Here is a 23,890-nt window from a genome sequence, read left to right on the forward strand (position 1 = left end):
CTTCGACCACGACGGGACCGCCGTGGATGGTTCACACGAGGTCGGCGACCCACGCGTAGAGGCCGACGACCGCGAGCGCGAGCGCAGGCACGGCGATGGCGCAGATCCAGTGCATGACGTCGCCCGCGCGGCCCCAGGTGGGCGCGAGTCGCTTGCGCGGCAGCAGCAGCGCCGCGACGCATGCGTTCGCGGCGACGATCACGAGCGCGGCGGCGATGAGGATCTGCCACAGCGTGTCGAGCCGCCCGGCCTGGGCGACGGCGAGCACGACGATCGGGATGGCCGCGGCGACGAGCACGGCGCCCCGCTGCAGCGTCGCGTGGAGCTCGCGCGCCTGCAGCAGCACGCCGACGCTCGCTGCGACGGCGAGCGCGATGCCCGACCAGTGCGTGTCGAGGGCGAGCACGCACATCGCGGCGCACAGCACCGTCGCCCACGCCATCCAGAGCGCGGTGGCCATCGCCTGCGCGATCGTCGCCTTGCGCTCGACCTCGTCGGCGGGCACGGCGTCGAGGCCGGTCTGGAACTCCTTCGACGACAGCGGCACGGGATCGACGGCGAGACCGCCGACCCAGGCGGCGAGGCCGGGGATGCCGCGCGCGACCGCGAGCGCGATGAGCACGACGATCGCGGCGCCCGCGACGAGCTCCAGGCGCAGCACGAGCGGCACGGCGAGTCCGAGCACCGTGACGATCGCGGCGCCCGCCACGGCGAGCAGCACGGGGCGGACGCCGCCGCGCGCGTAGGCCGCGGCACCCGCCGCGACGCCGGTCGTGGCCGCGGCGATCGCGACGGCGGCGAGCGCGGGGGTGCCGGCGGTGGGGAAGAGCGCGGCGGGCAGTCCCGCACCGGCGACGGCGGCGCCGACGACGCCGCTGCCGATGAGCAGCGAGCCGATCGCGTCGTCCCAGAGCCTGCCGATCAGCGCGCCGGCTGCGAGCAGCACGAGTGCGAGCGAGCCTGCGACGATCGGCGCGACCGACCCCGTCGATGCGGCGGCTGCGACGGCGGCGAGGCATGCGACGGCGCCGGCGGCGAGCGCGGCGCGGCGCGTCCAGGTCGCGTCCCACGTGTCCTCGCGCGCGTCGAGCACCGACTGCACGCCGTCGACGAGGTCGTCGTACTGCGCCTGCGCGAGCGCGCCGGTGCGCGGCCGCAGATAGAGCACGTCGCCGTCGAGCAGGCCCGCTGCGGCGGTGCCGAGGTCCTCGTCGAGCGGCGGATGCCCGAGCCGCTGCAGCACCCAGCCGCCGTGGTCGAGGCCGCGGGTGGCGAGCACGGGGTCGAGGTGGCCGACGATCGTCGGCAGCAGCTCGGCGATGGGGATGTGCGAGGGCACGGCGAGCTCCACCCGCGAGGTGGGGCCCACGACGCTCAGCCGGCACATGTCGCCGGCGCCGGCCGGGGCCGTGACCGCAGGCTCTGCCGACTGCGACCGGCCGCCTGCCGGGATCGGGCTGCTCTCCATGCGCTGTTCGAGCGTCGTCATGCCAGGCACACGCGCCGCGGCGCATGGAGGGTTCACCGGTCCGGCGGGCGCCCGAGCGCTGGCAGGGCCAGCTGCGTCGGGCTCCGAGCCGGCGACCATCGATGCATGACCCCGCCCGTGTCCGTCACGCTCGAGCGCATGCGCGCCGCGCTGCCCTCGACCGTGCTCCTCGAGGTCGTCGAGGGCGGTGGCGACGGCCTCGACATCGAGCTTCGCGGCATGCGGTCCGGCGTGCTGCTGCGCGTCTCGCTCGGCCTCGCGATCGCGTGGGTGGAGATCCGCAACGTCTACGACTGGCATCGGGAGATGATCGAGCTCGATCGCACGGGCCCCGAGCTCATCGCGCTCGCCCGCTCAGCAGACACGTTGGTCGACGTCTCGATCTCCTACCGATGGCGGCTGCTCCCCATCGCTGGGCGCGACCGATGGATCGAGCTCGACGATGGGATGGGCCTGTGGTGGGGCGGCCGCCGCAACACGGCCGCGCTGCGTCGCGTGCGCCTGCCCGAGTACCGCGAGGTCCGCGTCCCGCTCGCGCCGACCATCGGGCCTCAGGGCTACTCCTGAACCGACCCCGGTGAACCCCTCGAGGGGGTGCCGCGCGTGCTCACGGTGACGCATCCATCGAGGAGAGCCGAGATGAGCACCATCCCCTTCCGCAGGCAGCAGCGGGCGAAGCCGCCCGAGATGCCCTCCGGCGACATCGAGCTGCAGGAGCCGCCCTCGCTGCCCGAGCTGCAGCCGAAGGATCCGCTCATGATGCTGATGATGGTGCCGATGATGCTCATCAGCGGCGTCATGATGCTCGTCTTCCTGGGTCAGCGGAACCCGGCGCTCGCCGTCGGCCTCTTCCTCGGCATGCTCGGCCTCGCCGTGCTGATGGTGCTCGTGCAGCTCACGCGCGCCGCCGCCGAGCGCCGGAGCACCGTGCGCGGCGATCGCCGCGACTTCATGCGCTACCTCGCGCAGATGCGCACGAAGGTGCGCGGCGCCGCATCGCAGCAGCGCGCCTCGCTCACCTGGCGGCACCCCGACCCGGCGTCGCTGTCGAACGTGGCGATGACCGCGCGGCTCTGGGAGCGGCGCGGCAGCCACGGCGACTTCGGCGAGGTGCGCATCGGCACGGGCTCGCACAGCCTCAGCCAGCGCATCACCCCGCTGTCGACGAAGCCGATCGCCGATCTCGAGCCGCTCTCCGCTCGCGCCCTGCGCCGCTTCATCGCCGTGCACGGCTCGGTGCCGCAGCTGCCCGTCTCGCTGTTCCTGCGACGCCTCGCCGACATCCGCCTCATGGGCGACGACGACGCCGCACGGGCGATGGTGCGCGCGATGATCGCGCAGGCCGTGACGGCGCACGCGCCCGACGAGCTGCGCATCGCGGTGTGCACCACGCCCGAGCGCGCCGCCGACTGGGACTGGGTGAAATGGCTGCCGCACGCGCAGCACCCCAGCAGCCAGGACGGCGCCGGATCGACGCGCCTGTTCGACGTCGACGTCGCCGACTTCGTCGAGCTGCTCGACGGCGACCTCAACGGCCGATCGCGCTTCGAGCCCGGCGCCTCCCCCACGGCCGACGAGCCGTACCACCTCGTCGTCTTCGACGGCATCGCGCCGCCGACGGGCTCGCGGATCGCATCCGCCGGATACCGCTGCACGACCACCCTGACGCTCGGCATCGAGGTCGACGAGACCGACACGTCGGGCCTGCTGCTCGACGTGCGGCCCGACGCGGTGCACATGCTGCGCACCGACCGCACCGAGGGCGTGCAGCGCACGGTCCTGTGCACGCCCGACGGGCTGAGCCTCGCGGCGGCGACCGCGCTCGTGCGCGTCATCGCGCCCTACCGCGTCGGCAGCCGGTCGGCGGATGCGAGCGAGCCGATGGTCTCGGACTTCGAGCTGCCGACGCTGCTGGGGATCGACGACGTCGACCGCTGGAGCCCCGAGGGCTTCATGCGCGAGCAGCTCGACCGCTCGCGCCTGCGCATCCCGCTGGGCGTCGACGAGCGCGGGCACCCCGTGGACCTCGACATCAAGGAGGCCGCGCAGGGCGGCATGGGCCCCCACGGCCTGCTCATCGGCGCGACGGGATCGGGCAAGTCCGAGCTGCTGCGCACGCTCGTGCTCGGCATGGCGATGACGCACTCGTCGGAGACGCTGAACTTCGTGCTCGTCGACTTCAAGGGCGGCGCGACCTTCCTCGGCCTCGACGAGCTGCCGCACGTGTCGGCACTCATCACGAACCTCGCCGACGAGGCGACGCTCGTGACCCGCATGCAGGATGCGCTCGCCGGCGAGCTGAACCGCCGCCAGGAGTACCTGCGCGCGGCCGGCAACTACTCGTCGCTGCTCGAGCACGAGAAGGCCCGCCTCGCGGGCGCGCCGCTCGAGGCGATGCCGACGCTGTTCGTCATCGTCGACGAGTTCAGCGAGCTGCTCGCCTCCAACCCCGACTTCGCCGAGCTCTTCGTCATGATCGGCCGCCTCGGACGCTCCCTCGGCGTGCACCTGCTGCTCGCGAGCCAGCGCCTCGAGGACGGCCGCATGACGAAGCTCGAGAGCCACCTCTCGTACCGCATCGGCCTGCGCACGTTCTCGGCGATGGAGAGCCGCAGCGTCATCGGCGTGCCCGATGCGCACCAGCTGCCGAACGCGCCGGGCAACGGCTTCCTGCGCAGCGACGTCGCGACCCTCACGCGCTTCAAGGCCGCGTACGTCTCGGGTGCCTACCGGCGTCGCACGCGCGAGCAGCGCCAGGAGGAGGTGCGCCAGCAGGTCGTGCTGTTCCGCGCCGAGCGCGTCGCACCGCCCGCGATCGAGGAGGGCCTGCAGCCCGCCCTCGAGGATGCGGTCGTCGCGCCGCTGCCCGCTGCGGCCGAGCCGTCGCCCGACGAGACCGTCATGGGCATGATCGTCGACCGGCTCGTGGGCTTCGGCCCGCCGGCGCATCAGGTGTGGCTGCCGCCACTCGCCGACCCGCCCACGCTCGACCAGCTGCTGCCGCCGCTGCTGCCCGACCCCGATCGCGGCCTGCACGCGATCGGCTGGACGGGATCCGGGCACCTCAGCGTGCCGATCGGCGTCGTCGACAAGCCCTACGAGCAGACGCGCGAGCTGTACGAGATCGACCTCGCGGGCGCGGGCGGCAACGTCGGCGTGGCCGGCGGCCCGCAGTCGGGCAAGACGACGATGCTGCGCACGATGGTGAGCGCCCTCGCCCTCACGCACACGCCCGCCGAGGTGCAGGTCTACTGCATCGACTTCGGCGGCGGCGGCCTCTCGACGCTCGAGTCGCTGCCCCATGTCGGCAGCGTCGCCACCCGGCGCCAGGGCGAGCAGGTCGCTCGCACGATCGCCGAGGTCAGCACGCTGCTGCGCGAGCGCGAGCAGCTCTTCACCGACGCGTCGCTCGAGGGGATGGCCGAGTACCGTGCTCGCCGCGCGGCCGGCGAGTTCGCCGAGCAGCAGTTCGGCGACGTCTTCCTCGTGGTCGACGGATGGGCCGCGCTGCGCGCCGAGTTCGAGCAGCACGACATGGCGCTGCGCGAGATCGCACGTCAGGGCCTCGCGTACGGCGTGCACGTCATGATCTCGACGAACCGCTGGACCGACGTGCACAGCTCGCTGCGCGATCAGCTCGGCACGCGCGTCGAGCTGAAGCTCGGCGACCCGATCGACTCGGTGCACGGCATGCGCAAGGCCGCCACCGTGCCGCAGCTGCCGGGTCGCGGCATCGACGCCGACGGCATGCACTTCCTCGCCGGCGTGCCGCGCATCGACGGCGCGACGACCGTCGACGGACTCGCCGCGGCCTCGCGCGACCTCGGCGACGCCGTGCGCGAGGGCTGGACCGGCCCCGTGGCGCCCGGGGTGCGCATGCTGCCCGCCGTGCTCGACGCGGCACTGCTGCCCGCCCCGACGGCACCCGGTCCGCGCATCGCGATCGGCCACGGCGAGCAGGACCTCCAGCCGGTGTGGCACGACTTCGCCGCGAAGCCGCACCTCAGCATCGTCGGCGACTCGGCGAGCGGCAAGACGGGCGCGATGCGCCTCATCGCGAGCGGCGTCGTCGGCGCCTACTCGGCCGACGACGCGCGCATCACCGTCATCGACCCGCGTCGCGGCGTCGTCGAGTCGGTGCCCGAGGCGTACCAGTTCGCCACCGCGTTCTCGACGTCGGCGACCGAGCAGGTCGTCGCGCGGCTCATGACGGAGCTGCGCGAGCGCGTGCCGAGCGCCGACGTCACGCCGGCGCAGCTGCGCCGACGCGACTGGTGGAGCGGTCCCGAGCACTTCGTGTTCGTCGACGACTACGACCTGCTGCTGGGCACGATGGGCGGGCCGCTCGCGCCCCTCGTCGAGCTGATCCCGCAGGCGGGCGACATCGGCCTGCACCTCATCCTCGCCCGTGCGGGCGCAGGATCGAGCAGGACGGCGATGGATGCGGTGATCCGCAGGCTGCACGAGTCCAACACCCCCGAGCTCACGCTGTCGCTGCCGGCGTCCGAGCCCCTCACGTTCACGCCGGGTCGCGGCAAGCCGCTGCCTCCGGGCCGAGCGGCGCTGCTCACGCGGCGCGGCGGCGAGGGCCTGCAGATCGGATGGACGGAGCCGGTGGCATGAGGCGCGCGAGGCTCGTCGCCGCAGCATCGACGCTCGCGGTCGTCGCGAGCGTGCTGCTGCCCGCCGCGAGCGCGACGCCCGCCGTCGCGTCGTGCGCGGCGACGGCAGGGTCGCCCGTCATCGAGGCCCCCTCGTGGGGGCAGCAGCGCATGGGTGCCGAGCGCGCCTGGCCGCGCTCGACGGGCGACGTCGTCGTGGCCGTGCTCGACACCGGCGTCAGCGCAGCATCCGCCTCCCTGCAGGGCGTCGTCCTCCCCGGCACCGACCTCGCGGGCGGCACCGGCGACGTCGACTGCTACGGGCGCGGCACGTTCGTCGCCTCGCTCATCGCAGGGCAGCCGCTCGAGGGCACCGCGTTCGCCGGCATCGCGCCGGGCGCGACGATCCTGCCGGTGCGCATCACGAACGACCCCGACGACCTCATGTTCACGTCCGAGCTCCCCGCCCTCCTCGCCCGCGGCATCACGGCGGCGGTCGAGGGTGGCGCGCGCGTCATCGCGATGCCGCTCACGTCGTCGTCGAGCTCGGCAGAGCTCGAGCAGGCCGTGCAGGCGGCGGTCGCGGCCGACGTGCTCGTCGTCGCCGCCGCCAGCGCCCCCACGACCGACGCCCTCGCCTTCCCGGCGAGCCTCGACGGCGTGCTGTCGGTGGCACCGCTCGACGAGGACGGCGGCACCGACCCGGCCCAGCTGGGTGCCGTGCCCGATCTCGCAGCACCCTCCGGCGGGCTCGTGGGCGCCGTGCCCGACGGAGCCGGCCACGTGACGGGCGCCGAGGCCGACCTGTCGGTCGCCTACGCCGCGGGCGCTGCTGCGCTCGTGCGCGCCGAGCGACCGGAGCTCACGGCCGCCGAGGTCGCCGACCGCCTCATGGCGACGGCCGACCCGTCGACGGCGCCGCTCGCCGAGGGCATGACGAGCGACCCGTCGATCGGCCACGGCGTCGTCGACCCCGTGGCCGCCGTCTCCCGCCTCGATCCCGACTCGGTCGCGGTCGCCTCGGGCGATGCGCCCGTGCTCGACATGCCCGCCGAGCCCGACGAGCGGCCGATCGACCTGGCGCTGCTCATCGGCATCGGCCTGCTCGCCGCCGCCGTCGCGGTGCTCGGCCCCGTGCTCGGCATCGTGTCGGTGCGCCGGAGGCGTGCAGGCGAGGCCTGACTCCCCCAGCAACTGGTCGCCTCGGGCGGGCACGTCAGGTCTCGTGACGGCTCCTCGCTGCGCTCCGGGCCTCCTCGACCAGCTGGAAGGACGGCATCCCCGAACCGGGGCGGTCCAGGAAGGCGGTCGAGGAAGGCGCGAGAGGAGCGGCTCCCCCTCCAGCCGGTCGAGGAGCGCGCGAGCCCGAAGGGCGAGCACGCGTCACGAGACCACGCGACCGCCGCTCCCGCCCGATCACGCAGATGGTCGCGCCGAGCGGGCACGTCACGAGGTCTCGTGACGGCTCCTCGCTGCGCTCGGGGCCTCCTCGACCAGCTGGAAGGACGGCATCCCCGCACGCTGGCAGCGGCTCCCCTCCAGCCGGTCGAGGAGCGCGCGGGCCCGAAGGGCGAGCACGCGTCACGAGACCACGCGACCGCCGCTCCTGCCCAGGCACGCGCATGGTCGCGCCGAGCGGGCACGTCACGCGGTCTCGATCAGCCGGTAGGGACGACGACGCCCCCGCATCCGATGGATGCGGCGGCGTCGTGACGGCGAGGCCGAGCGTCAGCTCGCGGCGGCCTCCACGGCCTCCGCGGCGCCGCGCTTGTCGTCGACCGAGAACTCGAACTTGCCGTCGACGAAGTCCACGAGCACGTGGGCGCCCGCGTTCAGCTCGCCGTGCAGGATCTTCTCGCTCAGCACGTCCTCGATCTCGTGCTGCACCGCGCGCCGCAGCGGGCGGGCGCCGAGCGCCGGGTCGTAGCCGAGGTGGATGAGGCGCTCCTTCGCGGGCGTCGCCAGCTCGATCGTCATGTCGCGGTCCATCATGCGGTCTGCGAGACGCTTCACGAACAGGTCGACGATCTGCAGCAGCTCCTGCGGCGTGAGCTGCGGGAACACGATCGTCTCGTCGACGCGGTTGAGGAACTCGGGGCGGAAGGACTTCTTCAGCTCCTCGTTGACCTTCGCCCGCATGCGGTCGTAGTCGTTGGCGCTGTTGCCCTCGAGGACGAAGCCCACGGGGCCGCCGGCGATGTCCTTCGTGCCGAGGTTCGTCGTCATGATGATGATCGTGTTCTTGAAGTCGACGACGCGACCCTGACCATCGGTGAGACGACCCTCCTCGAGGATCTGCAGCAGCGAGTTGAAGATGTCGGCGTGCGCCTTCTCGATCTCGTCGAACAGCACGACCGAGAACGGCTTGCGGCGCACCTTCTCGGTGAGCTGACCGCCCTCGTCGTAGCCGACGAACCCGGGAGGGGCGCCGAAGAGGCGCGAGACCGTGTGCTTCTCGCTGTACTCCGACATGTCGAGCGAGATGAGGGCGTCCTCGTCGTCGAACAGGAACTCGGCGAGCGCCTTGGCGAGCTCGGTCTTGCCGACGCCCGTGGGGCCGGCGAAGATGAACGATCCGCCGGGACGACGCGGGTCCTTGAGGCCGGCGCGCTGGCGTCGGATCGACTTCGCCAGCACTCCGATGGCCTCGTCCTGGCCGATGACGCGCTCGTGCAGCGCCTTCTCCATGAACACGAGGCGAGCGGACTCCTCCTCGGTGAGCTTGAAGACGGGGATGCCGGTCGCGTTCGCCAGCACCTCGGCGATGATGCCCTCGTCGAGCGTGCCCGTGGGGCCGCCGTCGCCCGAGCGCCACTGCTTCTCGAGGCGCAGGCGCTCGCCGAGGAGGTTCTTCTCCTCGTCGCGCAGCCGTGCGGCGCCCTCGAAGTCCTGGTCCTCGATCGCGCGCTCCTTGCGCATGCGCACGTCGGCGATCTTCTCGTCGAACTCGCGCAGCTCCGGCGGCGCCGACAGGATCGACAGGCGCAGGCGTGCGCCGCCCTCGTCGATCAGGTCGATGGCCTTGTCGGGCAGGAAGCGGTCCTGCACGTAGCGGTCGGCGAGGTTCGCCGCCGCGACGAGCGCGCCGTCGGTGATCGTGACCTTGTGGTGCGACTCGTAGCGGTCGCGCAGGCCCTTGAGGATGTTGATCGTGTGGGCGACCGACGGCTCGTTCACCTGGATCGGCTGGAAGCGGCGCTCGAGCGCAGCATCCTTCTCGAAGTGCTTGCGGTACTCGTCGAGCGTCGTGGCGCCGATCGTCTGCAGCTCGCCACGAGCCAGCAGCGGCTTGAGGATGTTGGCGGCGTCGATCGCACCCTCCGCGGCACCCGCGCCGACGAGCGTGTGGATCTCGTCGATGAAGGTGATGATGTCGCCGCGCGTGCGGATCTCCTTCGTCACCTTCTTGAGGCGCTCCTCGAAGTCGCCGCGGTAGCGGGAGCCGGCGATGAGCGAGCCGAGGTCGAGCGTGTAGACCTGCTTGTCCTTGAGCGTCTCGGGCACCTCGCCCTTGACGATCGCCTGCGCGAGGCCCTCGACGACGGCGGTCTTGCCGACGCCGGGCTCGCCGATGAGGACGGGGTTGTTCTTCGACCGGCGCGAGAGGATCTGCATGACCCGCTCGATCTCCTTCTCGCGCCCGATGACGGGGTCGAGCTTGCCGTCGCGCGCAGCCTGCGTGAGGTTGCGACCGAACTGGTCGAGGATCTGCGACCCCTTCTGGTCGCCACCCTGCTGCTGCGTCTCGCCGCCGACCGTGGTCGACTCGCGCGACTGCGTGCCCGAGAGCAGCTGGTTCACGGTCTGGCGCACGCGGTTGAGGTCGGCGCCCAGCTTCACGAGCACCTGCGCCGCGACGCCCTCGCCCTCGCGGATGAGGCCGAGGAGCACGTGCTCGGTGCCGATGTAGTTGTGGCCGAGCTGCAGCGCCTCGCGCAGCGACAGCTCGAGCACCTTCTTCGCACGAGGCGTGAAGGGGATGTGGCCGCTCGACTGCTGCGCACCGGTGCCGATGATGTCCTGCACCTGCTCGCGCACCGCGTCGAGCGAGATCCCGAGCTGCTCGAGGGCCTTCGCGGCGATGCCCTCTCCCTCGTGGATGAGGCCGAGCAGGATGTGCTCGGTGCCGATGTAGTTGTGGTTGAGCATCTTCGCCTCTTCTTGGGCGAGGACGACCACACGGCGGGCGCGATCGGTGAACCGTTCGAACATCGCATGCCTCCTGACGTTGAGATCGAGGCTAGACCGAACGCGGGCGCCGCGGCGGCCTGTTCGCTGTCGGCATGGCGTGCGGCGCCGACGAGCCGGGGACGCACAGGCGCGACCGATGCGGGCTGGGTAGCCTTCCACGCGAGGAGGTCCCGTGAGCCTGGACGACCAGAGTCGAGCCGGCGCACCGACGCCGCTCGGACGCCCGCAGCAGCCCGCCGACCCGAGCGCAGCGGTCGAGAACCCGGCGACGGCCGCGGAGCGCGCGCCCGACCGGGTCGTGCCGCCCGGCTTCAGCCGCGGCGAGGACACGATCTACCAGCAGCAGTGGGGCACGCAGCAGCCGTGGCAGCCGCCCGCCGCCCCTGGCGCGCCGCCCGCGTGGCAGCAGCAGGCGCCTGCGGCTCCGTCGCGCGCTCGCGTGCCGGCGGCGCTGCCGCTCGAGGGCCAGGTCTACGCGCAGGCGCTGCGCCCGCTCCCGCGCCGTGTGGGCCGGTGGTTCCTCGCATGGGCGATCGCGATCGGCTTCTTCGCGCTGGGTCAGGCCATCGCGCTCGCGCTCATGATGCCCGGCCTGCTCGAGATCTTCGACGACCCGACGACCGCGGCGAACGATCCCGCCTTCCTCATGGACGCCGTCATGGGCTCGCCCATGGCGTTCCTCGGCATCAACCTGTCGTGGGCGGCGATGATCCCGGGCGCCGTCGTGGCGCTCGCGGCGTACGGCGACAAGGCCATGGGATTCGCGTTCTCGGTCGCCGGGCGCTGGCGGTGGAGTGCCGTGGGCCGCACCGCGCTCGTCGTCGCGCCGATCTTCGCGATCTACGTCGGCGTCACGTTCCTCATCGATCCGTCGATCGAGTGGCGCTTCCAGCCCGACTGGCTGCTCGTGGCCATCGTGCTGCTCACCACGCCGCTGCAGTCGTCGGGCGAGGAGTTCGCCTTCCGCGGCATCGTGACCCAGCAACTCGGCTCGTGGATGCGCAACCCCTGGGTGTCGTCGCTCGTCACGGGCGGTGCGATCGGGCTCGTGTTCGGCCTCGCCCACATCGGGTACCCGCCACTGGCGATCCTGCAGGTCTCCCTCGTCGGGTTCACGTGCGCCATGCTCACGTTCCGCACCGGCGGCCTCGAGGCCGCGTGCGTCGTGCACACCGCGAACAACGTCTTCATCATGCTGCCGCTCGCGCTCATGGGCGTCTCGCCCTTCGCGACCTCGTCGGGCGAGGAGGGGCCGTTCTGGATCCAGCTCGTCGCGTTCGCCGCCTGCATCGCCGCCCTCGGTCTGTCGTACGTCGCCGTGCACCTCATGTCGAAGCGCTGGCAGCGTCGCACCGAGGGCGCGCCCGGCGCCGAGCTGCTGCTCCTGCCGAAGCCGCAGCCGCAGCTCGTGGCGCCCGGGATGCCCGCGATGGCAGCGGCGCCCGGGTACGGCGCTCCCGGGTACGGGGCACCCGGGTACGGGATCCCGCAGCAGGCGCCCGGGTACGGCGCACCCGGCTACGGCATGCCGTCGCAGGCGCCCGGCTTCGGCGCTCCTGGGTACGGCATGCCGCCGCAGGCACCCGGGTCCGGCGCTCCTGGGTACGGGATGCCCCAGCAGGGATGGCAGCAGCCCGCGCCCCAGCAGTGGGCGCCGCAGGCGATGCCGCAGCAGCCGTGGGCGCAGCAGGCCGCGCCGCAGCAGGCGTGGCCCCCTGCCGGGTCGCCGACGCCGCATCCCGCGCCCGAGCAGCACGGCTGGGGCGCGCCGGTCGAGGCCGAGCCGCAGGCACCCGCCGGCGGGCCGCCGCCCGCTGCCGAGGAGCCGCAGCGCGACGACCGCTGACGCACGAACGCCCGCACCTCACGGTGCGGGCGTCGTCGGTCGGGGCGTCAGGCCTTCGGCGGCAAGCCGGCCTTCTCGCGCTCCTCCGCCTCGATGCGGTCGTAGACGCGGCGGGCCGTGCGGTCGGCGCGGAAGATCGAGCGCAGCACGAACCAGAAGACGACGCAGATCACGATGGTCGGGATCAGCGAGAAGATCGCGTTCCCCCAGAAGTCCTGCGGCATGGCTCCATGGTACCGCGCGGGTCGCGGGCGATCCCCCAGCAGCTGGTCGAGGAGCGCGCGAGCCCGAAGGGCGAGCACGCGTCACGAGACCACGCGACCGCCGCTCCCGCCCAGCCGTGCGCGTGGTCGCGCCGGGCGGGCACGTCACGTGGTCTCGCGACGGCTCCTCGCCTGCGCCTCGGGGCCTCCTCGACCAGTTGAGGGCCTACGCCGTCAGCAGGCTCCGCAGGCGCTCCTCGCCGATCGCGAGGAGCAGCGTCGGCAGACGCGGGCCCGCGTCGCGGTCGACGAGCAGGCGGTAGAGCAGGGTGAAGAACGCGCGCTGCTCGGCGGCGATCTCCTTGTCGCCCTTCACGATGGCGGTCGGCTCGAGGCCGCGCTGCACCTTCACGACGCCGTAGACCTGGTTCGTGAGGCCGTCGATCGACCACGCGTCGCCGATGGCGGGCAGGCCGCCGCCGCCGTCGAGCAGCAGGGCGATGGCTGCCCGCTGGCCGGGCTCGAGCGCGCCCAGCGTCTCGACGTCGGGCTCCGCGCGCACGACGGTGCGCTCGTCGGTCGGCATCTGCGTCGCGACCCACGTCTCGACGCGTCCGAGGCGCGGCTGCAGCGTGCCGAGGTCGCCGATCGTGCCATCGACCTGGCGCACGAGGCGCACGAGCTGTGCAGGATCGCCGGTCGACAGGTCGACGAGCGACGCGAGGGTGCGGAACGCCACGCGGTGCGGCGTCGACTCGAGCGTCTCGTCGGCCGTGCCGATCGCGCGGGCGTGCGCCGCGACCTCCGCCGCACCGGCCGTGCCGGCGTCGAGCTTGCGACCGAGCGCATCCCACTCGTCGTAGAGGCGCTGCAGCTCGCTGCCGAAGGCGACGTCGAACGACTGGTTCATGCGGCGGCGCGCGTACTGCCAGCGCAGCACGGGCCCCTCCATGACCTGCAGGGCATCGATCGGTGCCGGGGCACCACCGCGCGACGACGACATCTTCGCCGCGCCGCCGAAGCCGACGAACGCGTACATGGGGCCGTAGGGCCGCTCCCAGCCGAACAGCGGCGCGAGCTCGAGACCGACCTGGAACGATGAGCCGGGCGACTGGTGGTCGACGCCCGAGGGCTCGAACACGACGCGCTCGTAGGCCCAGCGCATGGGCCAGTCGACCTTCCACACGAGCTTGCCCGAGCGGTGCTCGCGCAGCAGCACCGTCTCGACGTGCCCGCACTGGCACGTGTACGACAGCTCGGTCGAGTCGTCGTCGTAGGCCGTGATCGTGGTGAGGTCGGTGCCGCACGCCGTGCAGTACGGCTTGTACGGGTAGTACTCCGCGCCGCCCGAGCCGTCGTCCTCCGACGCGGCGCCCGAGCCGGCGGCGAGCGCCTTCTGCAGCTCCTCGTCGTCGTCCTTCGCGGCGGGCAGCGTGCGGAACTGCGCGAGGATCGCGTCGATCTCGCGGCGCTTGCGCATCGCGTCGAGGATCTGCTCGGTGTACGCGCCCGACGTGTACTGCTCGGTCTGCGAGATGCCGCGGTAGCGGATGCCGAGCGCTGCGAAGCCCTCCTCGGCCTGCGCGCGGAAGTGGGCGGCCCACGAGTCGTGCGCCGATCCGGGAGGGGCGGGCACCGAGGTGAGGGGCTTGCCGATGTGCTGCGTCCACGACTCGTCGACGCCCTCGATGCCGGCGGGCACCTTGCGGAATCGGTCGTAGTCGTCCCACGAGATGATGTGCTCCACCTCGAGGCCGCGGCGCCGGATCTCGTCGCCGACGAGGTGGGGGCTCATGACCTCGCGGAAGTTGCCGAGGTGGATGACGCCCGAGGGAGACAGGCCAGAGGCGACGAGCGGCTTCGTGCCCAGACGCGCGGCCTTCTCGATGACCTCGTCGGCGAGCCTCGAGACCCAGTCGTCGCGGACGTCGGCTGCGTTCGGGGTGGGCTCGCTCACGGACATCGATCCTACGGCGGTGGGCGGATGCGAGCCGCATCCACCCACCGCCGACGGCGTCACCCCCGGATCGTGAACGTCTGGCATCCGATCGTCGTTCGCAGACCCGTCCGCGGCGACACCGCGACGGCGCATGCCGTGTGCGTGCCGGGCGAGAGGGTGGCGCCGGCGAAGAAGGCGTGTGCACCCGGCACGCCGTACGGGCGGAGGTAGTCGCTCGGCAGGGCGGCGGTGAGGCCGACGTGCCAGCGTCCGTCGATGATGATGCCGACGGGGATCTGGGCGTAGAGATCGGCGTGGTCGAACGCCCAGCCCATCACCGCGACCGTCGTGCCGCCCACGGGCACCACGGTCATGTCGCCCTGGGGTGCTGGCGCCACGCCCGTCACCTGCACGCATGGCGGCACATGGTCGCCGCCCGCGCCGATGCCGACGGCGACGACGCACACGGTGCTCGTGCCCGCGGGGATCGCGACCGCCATCGAGAACCCGTGCCCGCCTGGCACCCCGTAGCGGCCGAGCTCGGGCGACGCGCGATTCGCGAGCGTCGTGCCCATCCACCGACCGTCGACCGTGACGCCCATCGCGAGCGGCGCGTAGAGGTCGGATCGGTCGAAGGCCCACCCTCGAACGGTGGCCGTCAGCCCCGAGGCGGTCGCGGACATCGACGCCTGTGGCGCCATCTCCGCCACGGCCTGCGCCGCGGTGAGGCCGCCGGCGACGAACCGCGCCAGGAACGCGGCGATGCGCTGCTGCCCGACGCTGTTGAAGTGGACCCAGTCGGCAGCCCAGAACGCAGGCGGGTTGGCACCCGCCGCGATCCACTCGCGATCCCGAGCGGTCGGCACGAGACCGGCGTCGGTGATGGCGCCGTTGGCGAGGTAGAGGTCGAGCGGCACGTATGACGCGTACCTCGCCTGCAGCGTCGCGTTGATGCGCGAGCGAGCCTGACCGTAGATCGAGCCCGAGTTGCCCCAGGCCGGCGTGACCGACACGACCCAGAACGGACCGCCGGACGTCGCCTGGTGGTGCCGCACCATCGCGTCGACGTCGGCGAGCACCTGGGAGACGTCGAGCAGGTTGTTCGTGCCGGCCCAGATGATCGACGCGGTGCCGGGCTGGGGCACCTCGAGCGACTGGATGGCGGTGCCCGCGGGGGCATCGACGGGCGCACCGCCGACCGTTCGATCGAAGCGCCAGGCGATGCCCTGACTCGGATCGTGGAAGAGCCAGCCGCCGACGCCGGCGATCGACGCCTGCATGTACAGCGGCCCGAACGCGTGGTCCGGCGACGGCAGCCACGCTGGCCGCCCCACCGACACCGATCCGGAGCCCGGGATCGTGACCGGCGACGAGAGGCGCAGCACGTACGCGCCGATCTTCGTCGCGATGCTGCCGGAGGAATGGCCGCCCTGCGCGTACGACTGCACGCGCGAGGCCGGGATCGCCTGCTGGAGCGCCGAGGACGCTCCGCCGCACACCGATGCGAGGATGCTGTCGCCGTAGCACTGCACCGTCGCCGGCGCAGCCTCGGCCGCCGCCGGCGCATCCTCGGCCGCCGCCGGCGCATCCTCGGCCGTCGCCAGCGGCATCGGCATCACCACCCCGGCCGCGACGGCGATCGTCGCCGCGAACGCCCCCATGCCGAACCATCGCCTGCGTGCCACCATCGCGTCTCCTCCCGACCGTGGCGCCGTCCGCGCCACCTCGTTCGGTCATGTCCGCGCATGGGTGCGGGTCACGGTGTCGAGGTCACGATCGCATCACGGTGACGCGATGACGGGACACAGACGCGCAGTCTGTGACTGGCGAGATGGGACCGTACGCGAGGCGATGTCGCTCGACGCACTGGTCACCGACCCAGGCTCGAGGTGCTCGGGTCGCACGCTCGGGCGCGGCAGCGCAGCCTCGACGACCGCGCGCAGGCTCGCGCGGCGCCGGCCCCGTTCGGGCCGCCCCCGGTCAGGCGCTCAGGTGGCGGATCTCGAGGGTGCGCAGCACCCGCACCATGGCCAGCTGGTCGAAGGATCCGACGAACCCCTCACCCCCGGGGTACTTGGCGTAGATCTGCATCGGCGCGTCCGTGCCCCAGGCCGTGGCAGCCCAGATCGCTCCGTCGCCGATGGGGACCGTCTGCGAGAGACATCCGATGGCGGCGTCCTGGGCCCGCAGGATCGCGACGCCGACGAACCCGCCGTACCCGTAGTCGGCCGTCACGATCTCGAGGTCGCCGACGTCGTCCGCGAGGTCGGCGGCGAGCGGCGTGACCGCCTCGGACTCGATGACCGTCATGGTCTGCATCGCAGTCGGATCCGTGCACGCCATGGCGGCGAGGTCGCTCCCGCCCCACTCGGAGGTCAGGAGGCTGAAGTGCAGCGTCTCGTAGCCGTCTGGCGTCGTGAGCCAGAAGCCGTGACCGTCGGACGTGCCCTCCACGGTCCACGCGGCAGGATGCTCGAACGCGATCGCGCCGTCGGCGGAGTCGAAGCGCGTCCACGGCACCGTCGCCAACGGGTCGACGCCCGCGGGCATGGCATCCCACGGCAGCGGCTCGAGCTCGAGCGTCGCGAGCAGCTCGAGCGCCTCGGTCGTGCCAGGAGCCTCGAGGCACGCGACCGCCGATGCCTCGTCGGTCACCGATGCGCACTCGGGCACGGCCGCGAGGTCGGCCGAGAACGAGTGCAGTCGATCGAAGCCCTCGGGCACGACGGTGCTGTTCGGGGACGTGACGTCGGCGACGACGGCGGCATCGACGTGCCAGTCGTCGCCCTCGCCGGACGTCGACCACCACGCGGCGGCGTGCAGGCCGTCGACCATCGCGATCGACTGCACGGTGCCCGTCTGCGCGACGGCGCCGACGTCGTCGGCGTAGCCGTCGCCGTAGTGCGCCCGCGGCGTGCCATCGGCATCGAGCAGCGTCAGCCAGTTCTGCCATGCGGGCCCGCCGTGGTTCGTCACGAGATCGGTCTCGCTCGTGTCCTCGACGGTCCAGCCGTCGGGCAGCAGGAACGACGCTGTGCCGTTCTGCGTCGTGAAGGTCGTGGGCTCCGGCGTCGGCTCTGGGCTCGCGGTCGGGGGCGCCGTCGGGGTCCCGCTCGCGCCGACGGACTCCTCCTCGACGTCAGCGCCCGTCGCGCACGAGGCCAGCAGGGTCGCGAGCGCGAACCCTGCGATGGCGGTGCGGATGCGGGATGCTCGTGCGGCCACGGCCGTCTCCTCTCGTGCGGCTCTCGCCGCGCATCCCGTCATGTCCACGACGCACGCGATGTCACGCGACGCGCATCACGGTTCGATCACGACGACGGGTCGAGCACGAACCGCACGTTGGTCCCCATCTCGAACGCGAGCTCGATGGTGGGGACCAGCTGATCCGGCCCGTAGGGGATGCCCCACGCGGCGAGCTCGAGCGCGTACTGCTCACCATCGGCCCAGGTGCAGTCGAACGGGATCCCTCCGACCGACGCCACGTATGGGCACTCGGTCCAGACCGAGGCCACGCCGCCGATGCCGATGCCACCAGGGTCCTCCCCAGCGGCGACGACGCGGACCACGCCGGTGAAGTCGTCGCTGAGCACGACCTGTGCCCCAGTACCGGCGAGGGTCGACACACGCATCTGGGCGATGACCGTCGACGGCGCCTCCTGCGCGCAGTCCACGACCAGGCGCGGCGTCTCGACGGACCCGACCCCACGGCAGAGCACGTAGATGTCGTACACGTCCACAGCAGGTCCCCCGGCCGCGCCGGTGTCGCCGCGACCGCCCTGCCCGACCAGCGTCACGACGGGCACGCCCGCGGCGACGCCCTCGAAGCCGGGCGGCGGCGTGGGCTCGGGATCGGGCTCGGGCGTCGGCGTCGGCGTCGTCGACGGGGTCGGCTCGGGCGTCGGCTCCGGCGAGGGCGTGACCGACGGCGTCGGGGTCGGGGTCGGCACGGCCTCGACGCCGGGGCCGCTGCTGCCGAGGGTCTGCACGCCCAGCACGGTCACGGCCACGATCGCGAGCACGCCCAGCGCGCCGGCCGCGCGACCCTGGATGCGTTGCCTGCGGGCGACCTCGCGCGGCGGCATGGCGGCCAGGCCGCGGCGCATGCGCGCTGCGAACGCCTCGTCCATCTCGGGACCGGTCTCGTCGCTCATGCCACCTCCTCCATGGTCGGGGCGACCCCTGCCGCCTCGAGCTGCGCGCGGAGGCGTCCGCGGGCGCGGTGGATGCGGGTCTTGGCCGCGCCGTAGCCCATGCCGAGCGCGCGCGCGGCGTCGGCGAGCGGCATCTCCTCGAGCATCACGAGCGCGATGAGCGACGCGTCGGCGGGCGGCAGCGCGCGCAGCGCCTCGGTCACGGCGACCTTCGCCTCGTCGGCCTCGCTGCGATCGCCGACGACGTCGGCGGCATCGGGGGCGTCGTCGGCGCGCGGGATGTGCGCGATGAGGCGCTGCAGGCGCCGATTGCCGCGGCTCGCGTTGCGCGCGCAGTTCGTGGCCGTGACGAGCAGCCAGGGCAGCAGCGACTCGTCGACGATGCGCACCTTGGCACGTCGACGCCACGCCTCGGCGAACGTCGCCGAGACGACGTCCTCCGTGTCCTGTCGGTGCTGCATCATCCTCCACACATGTCGCCACACGCGGTCGCCGTGCCGGTCGAAGACGCTGGCGAACGCGATGCCGTCGCCGCGCACGACGGCAGCCCACAGCTGCTCGTCGGTCTGCTCGGCGGTCACGCCCTGGATTGTCCATGAGTCGACCTGCGGTCACGCTGGACGCCCCCGGGCGTGTCGGCGGGTCAGGGCATCGCGCCGCCCGGCACGTCGTGCGGCTCGTACCTCGCGAGCACCTCGAGGGTCTCGGTCACCGCATCCGACTCGAGGCACGCGACGGCCGCCGCCTCGGAGCCGATCGCCGCGCACTCGGGGATGCCCTCGAGCACGCCGGCGGCCGTCGCAAGGCCGCCGGAGATCGCGATCACCGCAGACGGGTTCGACGGGTCCTCGACGAGCGCCGCCTGCACCGAGTACGTCGTCGTGCCGCTGGCAGCGCCGTACGACACCCACCACGCTGCCGCGACGATGCGATGCTGCAGCGGAAGGGCCTGCACGACGTCGAACGCGTCGCCGGCTGCCCCGACGCCATCGGCGATCGGGTCGAAGTACGTGATGCGGTCGGCGCCCGAGGCGTCGACGAGCACGAGCGAGTTCGACCACACGTCCTCGCCGTCGTGGTCCAGCGACAGGCTGCTCGTGTCGCGCACCGTCCACCCGGCGGGCAGCGTGAACGACGTCGTGCCGTTCTGCGTCGTGAACGTCGCGGGCTCCGTCGGCTCGACGGGCTCCTGCGTCGGCGACGGAGATGCGCTCGGGCTCGGGCTCGCGCTCGTGCCCGCGTCGGTCGACGCGGGGTCGTCGTCGAGCGTGCCGGGCGCGCAGCCCGACGCGATCGCGAGCGTCGCGGCGGCGCCGACCGCCGCCGTCCAGGTTCGCGTGCCGCGCATGCGCCCCTCCTCACGGATCCGCACCGTGCGGATCCTCGACCCGTCATGTCCGGCACCCACGCGTGGTCACACGCGGGCCGGCGCACGGCGCGTCGGAGGTCAGGGGATGGCGTACGTGGCGTTGTCGATGAGGCGCACGTCGCCGACGCGCGCAGCGACCAGCACCTGCACGGGGCCGTGGTGCGCCTCCCCCACGAACGCGAACGTCGTGGGGTCGACGACCGCGAGGTAGTCGAGCTGCACGCCCGTGTTCGACTGGATGACGCCCTGCGCCGCAGCGATCATCGCCTCCACGCCGCGATCCGCCGACGAGCCGGCGGCCTCGAGGGCGCGCGACAGCTCGAGCGCGGTGCGGCGATCGTGGTCGGAGAGGAAGCGGTTGCGGCTCGACAGCGCGAGACCGTCGGCGTCGCGCACCGTTGGCACCCCGACGATCTCGACGGGCATGTCGAGGTCGTGCGCCATGCGCCGCACGAGGAACAGCTGCTGCGCATCCTTCTCGCCGAAGCACGCCACGTCGGGGCCGACGATGTGCAGCAGCTTCGACACGACGGTGAGCACGCCGTCGTAGTGGCCCGGGCGGCTGCGCCCCTCGAGCACCATGCCGAGGTGGCCGGCGGTCACGATCGTCGGCGACGCGGCACCCGACGGGTACATCTCGTCGGCGGTCGGCGCGAACACGACCGCGACGCCCGCGACGGCGAGCCGTGCGCGGTCGGCGTCGAGGTCGCGCGGATAGCGCGAGAGGTCCTCGCGCGGGCCGAACTGCATCGGGTTGACGAAGATCGACACGATGACGAGGTCGGCGTGCTCGTGCGCGGCGTCGACGAGCGCCAGGTGGCCGTCGTGCAGGGCGCCCATCGTGGGCACGAGGGCGACGCGCTCGCCGCGGCTCCTCGCCGCCCGTACCGCATCGCGCACGGCGTCGATCGTGGTCAGGGTCTGCACTACAACGCCTCCAGGTCGTCGCCGATCGTATCCGCCTCGGGATGCGACGGTGCGCGCGAGAGCGCCCGCTCGACGCTCGATCGCACGATGGGTCCCAGCAGGCGCACGGGCCGCGCGACGCCGATGTCGGCGAGGCGCGCGAGCGCGTCGCCCACGACCCGCTCCCCCACCTCCGTCGCGAGCGCGACGGCGGTGGCGTAGTCGGCGCGATCGGCCTCGGCGACGACGACGGGCTCCGCACCCAGCTCGACGACGAGCGCCTGCGCGATCGGCAGCACCGGGGCCGGCGCCGTGACGGCGCACACGGCGTCGCGCAGGCGCGTGAGGTCGAGCGTCGTGCCCGTGAAGGCCATCGCGGGGTGGATCGCGAGGGGGATGGCGCCGGCGGCGCGCGCGGGCTCGAGCACCTCGACGCCGTGCTCGGCAGCCGTGTGCACCACGAGCTGGCCCGGCTGCCACGCTCCCGTCGCCGCGAGGCCCTCGACGAGGCCTGCGAGCTGGTCGGTCGGCACGGCGAGGATCACGAGCTCGGCGCGCTCGACGATCGTCGGCACGTCGAGCACTGGCAGGCCGGGCAGCATGACCTCGACGCGGTCGCCGCCGCCCGAGATGCCCACGAGCGCGTGGCCGGCGCCCGCGAGGGCCGCGCCGAGCACAGGGCCGACGTGGCCGGCGCCGACGATGCCGACGCCGAGACGAGCCGGCTTCACCGCTGCTGCTCGTCGCCGCGCGCGTCGGCGCCCGGGTGCGGCTGCGGCGGCTGCTGCTGCGATGCCGGCTGCTGCGGGGTCTGCGGCTGCGCGGCGGGCCCGTCCTGGCCGGCCGCATCCGATCGATTGGTCACGTCTTGCTGCTCCACGCCGTCGATTGGTCCACTTGTGGACCAATCGACCGTACCGGGTCGCAGATCGCGACCACTCGCGCTGGCCGGGTCGGGCGCGGCGGGCAGCGCCGTCGGCGGCGCATCGGGCCGCGATTCGCGCACGTGCCAGGTCTCGGTCGTGTCGGCGCCGATCGCCGCGGGCACCACCTCGCGGGCGTGGGCGAACGCGCGCTGCGCATCGTCGACGGCGAGCGCGCCGATCGTCGGCGAGAAGGCGTTGCCCACGACGTGCACCGCGAGGTGCGCGACGCCCAGCGCGCCCTCGAGGGGGCCCTGGTGCATCGCGAACGACTGCGTGCGGGCGAGCGGCACGATGCCGAGCGACCGCCAGATGCGTCCCTTGCGCAGCAGCACGGCATCGTCGCCGATCGCGACGCCGTTGCGACGCCACGACAGCGGGCGCAGGATGCGCGCCGACCGCGGCGTGGTCACGAAGCCGTCGTGGGTCGCGGCGGCCGCGTGGTCGTCCTCGGCGCCCGCATCCGCGTCGACGGCGCCGCGGCCCACGAGGCCGTCGCGCAGCAGTCGCGTGCCGCGCAGGTCGGGCAGCACGAGGCCGATGACGGTGTCGACGTCGGCGAGCGACCCGACGGGCAGCAGCATGTTCGCGTACTGCCGCTGCTGGCCCGACGACGCATCCGTCGTCTTCGTGGCGCGGGTGAACGCGATCTTCCACCAGCCCATCGGCCGCCACAGCAGCGGCTGGCTCACCGTGATCGAGAACACGCGGCCAGGGGGCAGCACCTCGGTCGTCGTCGACAGCAGGCCGTACGCGAGCCGGATGCCGTCGGGCGTCTGCGCGATCGAGTAGCGCAGCTTCTGCGAGAGCGTGCGCACCGTGATGCTCACGACCGAGATCACGGTGGGGATGAGCGTGAACAGCAGCCACGGGATGTCGAGCACGACCATGGCCACGACCGCGGCGACCGAGACGAGCACGCCGATGACGAGCCCGAGGTCGAGCAGCGACGACACGATGACCGTGCTGGGCTTGAGGCGCACGAGCGACGTCGAGGCGATGCCCGCGAGCTCGGCGTCGGGCCGCAGGAAGTCGTCGACGACGCGCTGCGTGCGCGAGCCCGCCTGCTGCTGGTGCTGCTGCGACGACGTGCGCCCCGCGGCCCGCGCGAGGATCTCGTAGCGCAGCGCGTCCGCGAGCCCGTTCGACAGGTAGGCGAGATCGACGTTCGCGTCGGCACCGGCCGACTGGATCTCGAGCTTGCAGGCGCCGAAGATGCGCGCGAACCACGGCTTCTCGAGGTTCACGCCCTGGATGCGGGCGAGCGGTGCGCGCCGGTGCGACCGGAACAGGATGCCCTGCCGCACCTCGACGACGTCGCCCGTGACGCGGAACGTGTGCACGCGCCACGCGAGCCAGAAGCCGAGCACGCACAGCGCGAGCACCGCGACGAGTCCCAGCAGCACCCAGAGGAGCGTGCCGCTCCGGGCCAGCTGCTCGGCGGCCTCGATCGCGTCGGGTGCGTCGCCGTCGTAGTCGAGGTCGTCGGGCAGGAAGAGCGCGACGACGCGGTCGCGCAGCGTGTTCAGCAGGAAGAAGCCGGCGACGATGACGGCGAGGCCGCCGCGCAGCAGCGGCGTCGCGGGGTGCAGTCGGTGCCACTCGCCGTCGACGAGCGAGCGGGCGCGCTCCTGCGCCTCGACGGGCGGCTGCTCGGCCGGCGGCAGCATCGCCGCCGCGGCGGTCGGCTGCGGGGCCTGGTGCTGCTGCTCGCGGGGCGGCGGCGGCTGGAGCGGGTCGGTCACAGTCCGGCCCGACGCGACTCGGCGACCGCCACGAGCTCGTCGCGCAGCACCTCGGCATCCGTGCCAGGCAGGCCGGGGATCGTGACGGCGCTCGTCGCGGCGGCCGTGACGAACTTGAGCGTCTTGAGGTCGAGCATGCGCTCGAGAGGCCCCTGCGTGACGTCGACGACCTGCATGCGGCCGTAGGGCACGCTCACGAAGCGCCGGAACAGCATGCCGCGGCGCACGAGCAGGTCGTCGTCGCGCATGAGGAAGCCGATCGTGCGTACGCGGAGGAACCCGAAGAGGCCCGTGAGCGCGAAGAAGACGAGCACGGCGACGCCGATCGCGATCGGCACCCATCGGTCCCAGTCGCTCACGAGCCACAGGAAGACGCCGACCGCGGCGGCGATGATCGCGCCCCAGATGGCCGAGGTCCACAGCTCCGCCCACGCGTACCGCGGGCTCACTCGGCGCCAGTCTCCGGCGAGGTCGATGCGCTCCATGCGTCCAGGCTAGGCCGCGGGGCTGGACGCCGATTCCCG

17 protein-coding genes are annotated in these 23,890 nt (G+C 73.0%); 4 read left to right on the forward strand and 13 right to left on the reverse strand.

Translation table 11 applies throughout. The features are described 5' to 3' along the window. Positions 1 to 31: 31 nt before the first annotated feature. Positions 32 to 1,468, reverse strand: a complete 1,437-nt coding sequence (eccD, locus tag FS793_RS08165; RefSeq protein ID WP_186329395.1) for a type VII secretion integral membrane protein EccD — start codon at positions 1,466 to 1,468, stop codon at positions 32 to 34. A 126-nt stretch (positions 1,469 to 1,594) separates the two neighbouring features. Here eccD and FS793_RS08170 point away from each other — a divergent pair, with 126 nt between their 5' ends. The 3 genes from FS793_RS08170 to FS793_RS08180 all read left to right on the forward strand — a co-directional run bounded on the left by FS793_RS08170 (position 1,595) and on the right by FS793_RS08180 (position 7,272). After that, on the forward strand, positions 1,595 to 2,056 hold the full coding sequence (locus FS793_RS08170; RefSeq protein ID WP_144720014.1) for a hypothetical protein: 462 nt from the start codon (positions 1,595 to 1,597) through the stop codon (positions 2,054 to 2,056). A 72-nt stretch (positions 2,057 to 2,128) separates the two neighbouring features. After that, on the forward strand, positions 2,129 to 6,112 hold the full coding sequence (gene eccCa, locus FS793_RS08175; protein WP_144720015.1) for a type VII secretion protein EccCa: 3,984 nt from the start codon (positions 2,129 to 2,131) through the stop codon (positions 6,110 to 6,112). Continuing rightward, complete coding sequence (locus FS793_RS08180; protein ID WP_186329396.1) at positions 6,109 to 7,272, forward strand: S8 family serine peptidase; 1,164 nt, start codon at positions 6,109 to 6,111, stop codon at positions 7,270 to 7,272. The genes eccCa and FS793_RS08180 overlap by 4 nt, the downstream gene beginning before the upstream one ends. Before the next feature lie 546 nt (positions 7,273 to 7,818). Here FS793_RS08180 and FS793_RS08185 read toward each other — a convergent pair. After that, on the reverse strand, positions 7,819 to 10,302 hold the full coding sequence (locus FS793_RS08185) for an ATP-dependent Clp protease ATP-binding subunit (protein WP_144720017.1): 2,484 nt from the start codon (positions 10,300 to 10,302) through the stop codon (positions 7,819 to 7,821). 151 nt (positions 10,303 to 10,453) lie between these two features. Between FS793_RS08185 and FS793_RS16740 the strand changes: the two genes are divergently transcribed. Further along, a complete protein-coding gene (locus tag FS793_RS16740; RefSeq protein WP_144720018.1) occupies positions 10,454 to 12,127 on the forward strand; it encodes a CPBP family intramembrane glutamic endopeptidase in 1,674 nt (557 codons plus the stop codon). A gap of 47 nt (positions 12,128 to 12,174) precedes the next feature. Here the strand turns inward: FS793_RS16740 and FS793_RS16180 are convergent, their stop codons facing one another. The 11 genes from FS793_RS16180 to FS793_RS08240 all read right to left on the reverse strand — a co-directional run bounded on the left by FS793_RS16180 (position 12,175) and on the right by FS793_RS08240 (position 23,851). Next, entirely contained in the window at positions 12,175 to 12,351 is a 177-nt protein-coding gene (locus FS793_RS16180; RefSeq protein ID WP_172802255.1) for a hypothetical protein, read from the reverse strand. A gap of 205 nt (positions 12,352 to 12,556) precedes the next feature. Then, complete coding sequence (locus FS793_RS08195) at positions 12,557 to 14,287, reverse strand: lysine--tRNA ligase (RefSeq protein WP_260980085.1); 1,731 nt, start codon at positions 14,285 to 14,287, stop codon at positions 12,557 to 12,559. Between the two features lie 59 nt (positions 14,288 to 14,346). Then, positions 14,347 to 15,954: an SGNH/GDSL hydrolase family protein gene (locus FS793_RS08200; protein ID WP_144720020.1), complete on the reverse strand. Its 1,608-nt coding sequence runs from the start codon at positions 15,952 to 15,954 to the stop codon at positions 14,347 to 14,349. 295 nt (positions 15,955 to 16,249) lie between these two features. Beyond that, a complete protein-coding gene (locus FS793_RS08205; protein WP_144720021.1) occupies positions 16,250 to 17,494 on the reverse strand; it encodes a hypothetical protein in 1,245 nt (414 codons plus the stop codon). An 86-nt stretch (positions 17,495 to 17,580) separates the two neighbouring features. After that, positions 17,581 to 18,423, reverse strand: a complete 843-nt coding sequence (locus FS793_RS16185) for a hypothetical protein (RefSeq protein WP_186329397.1) — start codon at positions 18,421 to 18,423, stop codon at positions 17,581 to 17,583. Continuing rightward, complete coding sequence (locus FS793_RS08215) at positions 18,420 to 19,004, reverse strand: RNA polymerase sigma factor (protein WP_186329398.1); 585 nt, start codon at positions 19,002 to 19,004, stop codon at positions 18,420 to 18,422. Before FS793_RS08215 ends, FS793_RS16185 begins: the two co-directional genes overlap by 4 nt. 62 nt (positions 19,005 to 19,066) lie before the next feature. Beyond that, positions 19,067 to 19,771, reverse strand: coding sequence for a hypothetical protein (locus FS793_RS08220; RefSeq protein WP_144720023.1), 705 nt, complete (start codon positions 19,769 to 19,771; stop codon positions 19,067 to 19,069). Positions 19,772 to 19,870: 99 nt separating this feature from the next. After that, positions 19,871 to 20,719, reverse strand: coding sequence for a pantoate--beta-alanine ligase (gene panC, locus FS793_RS08225; protein ID WP_440130458.1), 849 nt, complete (start codon positions 20,717 to 20,719; stop codon positions 19,871 to 19,873). Continuing rightward, positions 20,719 to 21,429, reverse strand: coding sequence for a DUF2520 domain-containing protein (locus FS793_RS08230; protein WP_144720024.1), 711 nt, complete (start codon positions 21,427 to 21,429; stop codon positions 20,719 to 20,721). Before FS793_RS08230 ends, panC begins: the two co-directional genes overlap by 1 nt. Beyond that, entirely contained in the window at positions 21,426 to 23,366 is a 1,941-nt protein-coding gene (locus tag FS793_RS08235) for a PH domain-containing protein (RefSeq protein WP_144720025.1), read from the reverse strand. The genes FS793_RS08230 and FS793_RS08235 overlap by 4 nt, the downstream gene beginning before the upstream one ends. Further along, positions 23,363 to 23,851 carry a PH domain-containing protein gene (locus FS793_RS08240; protein WP_144720026.1) on the reverse strand — a complete coding sequence of 163 codons (489 nt, stop codon included), beginning with the start codon at positions 23,849 to 23,851 and terminating at the stop codon, positions 23,363 to 23,365. Before FS793_RS08240 ends, FS793_RS08235 begins: the two co-directional genes overlap by 4 nt. Positions 23,852 to 23,890 lie beyond the last annotated feature (39 nt).

Source organism: Agrococcus jejuensis, from assembly GCF_007679035.1.
Classification (GTDB): domain Bacteria; phylum Actinomycetota; class Actinomycetes; order Actinomycetales; family Microbacteriaceae; genus Agrococcus; species Agrococcus jejuensis_A.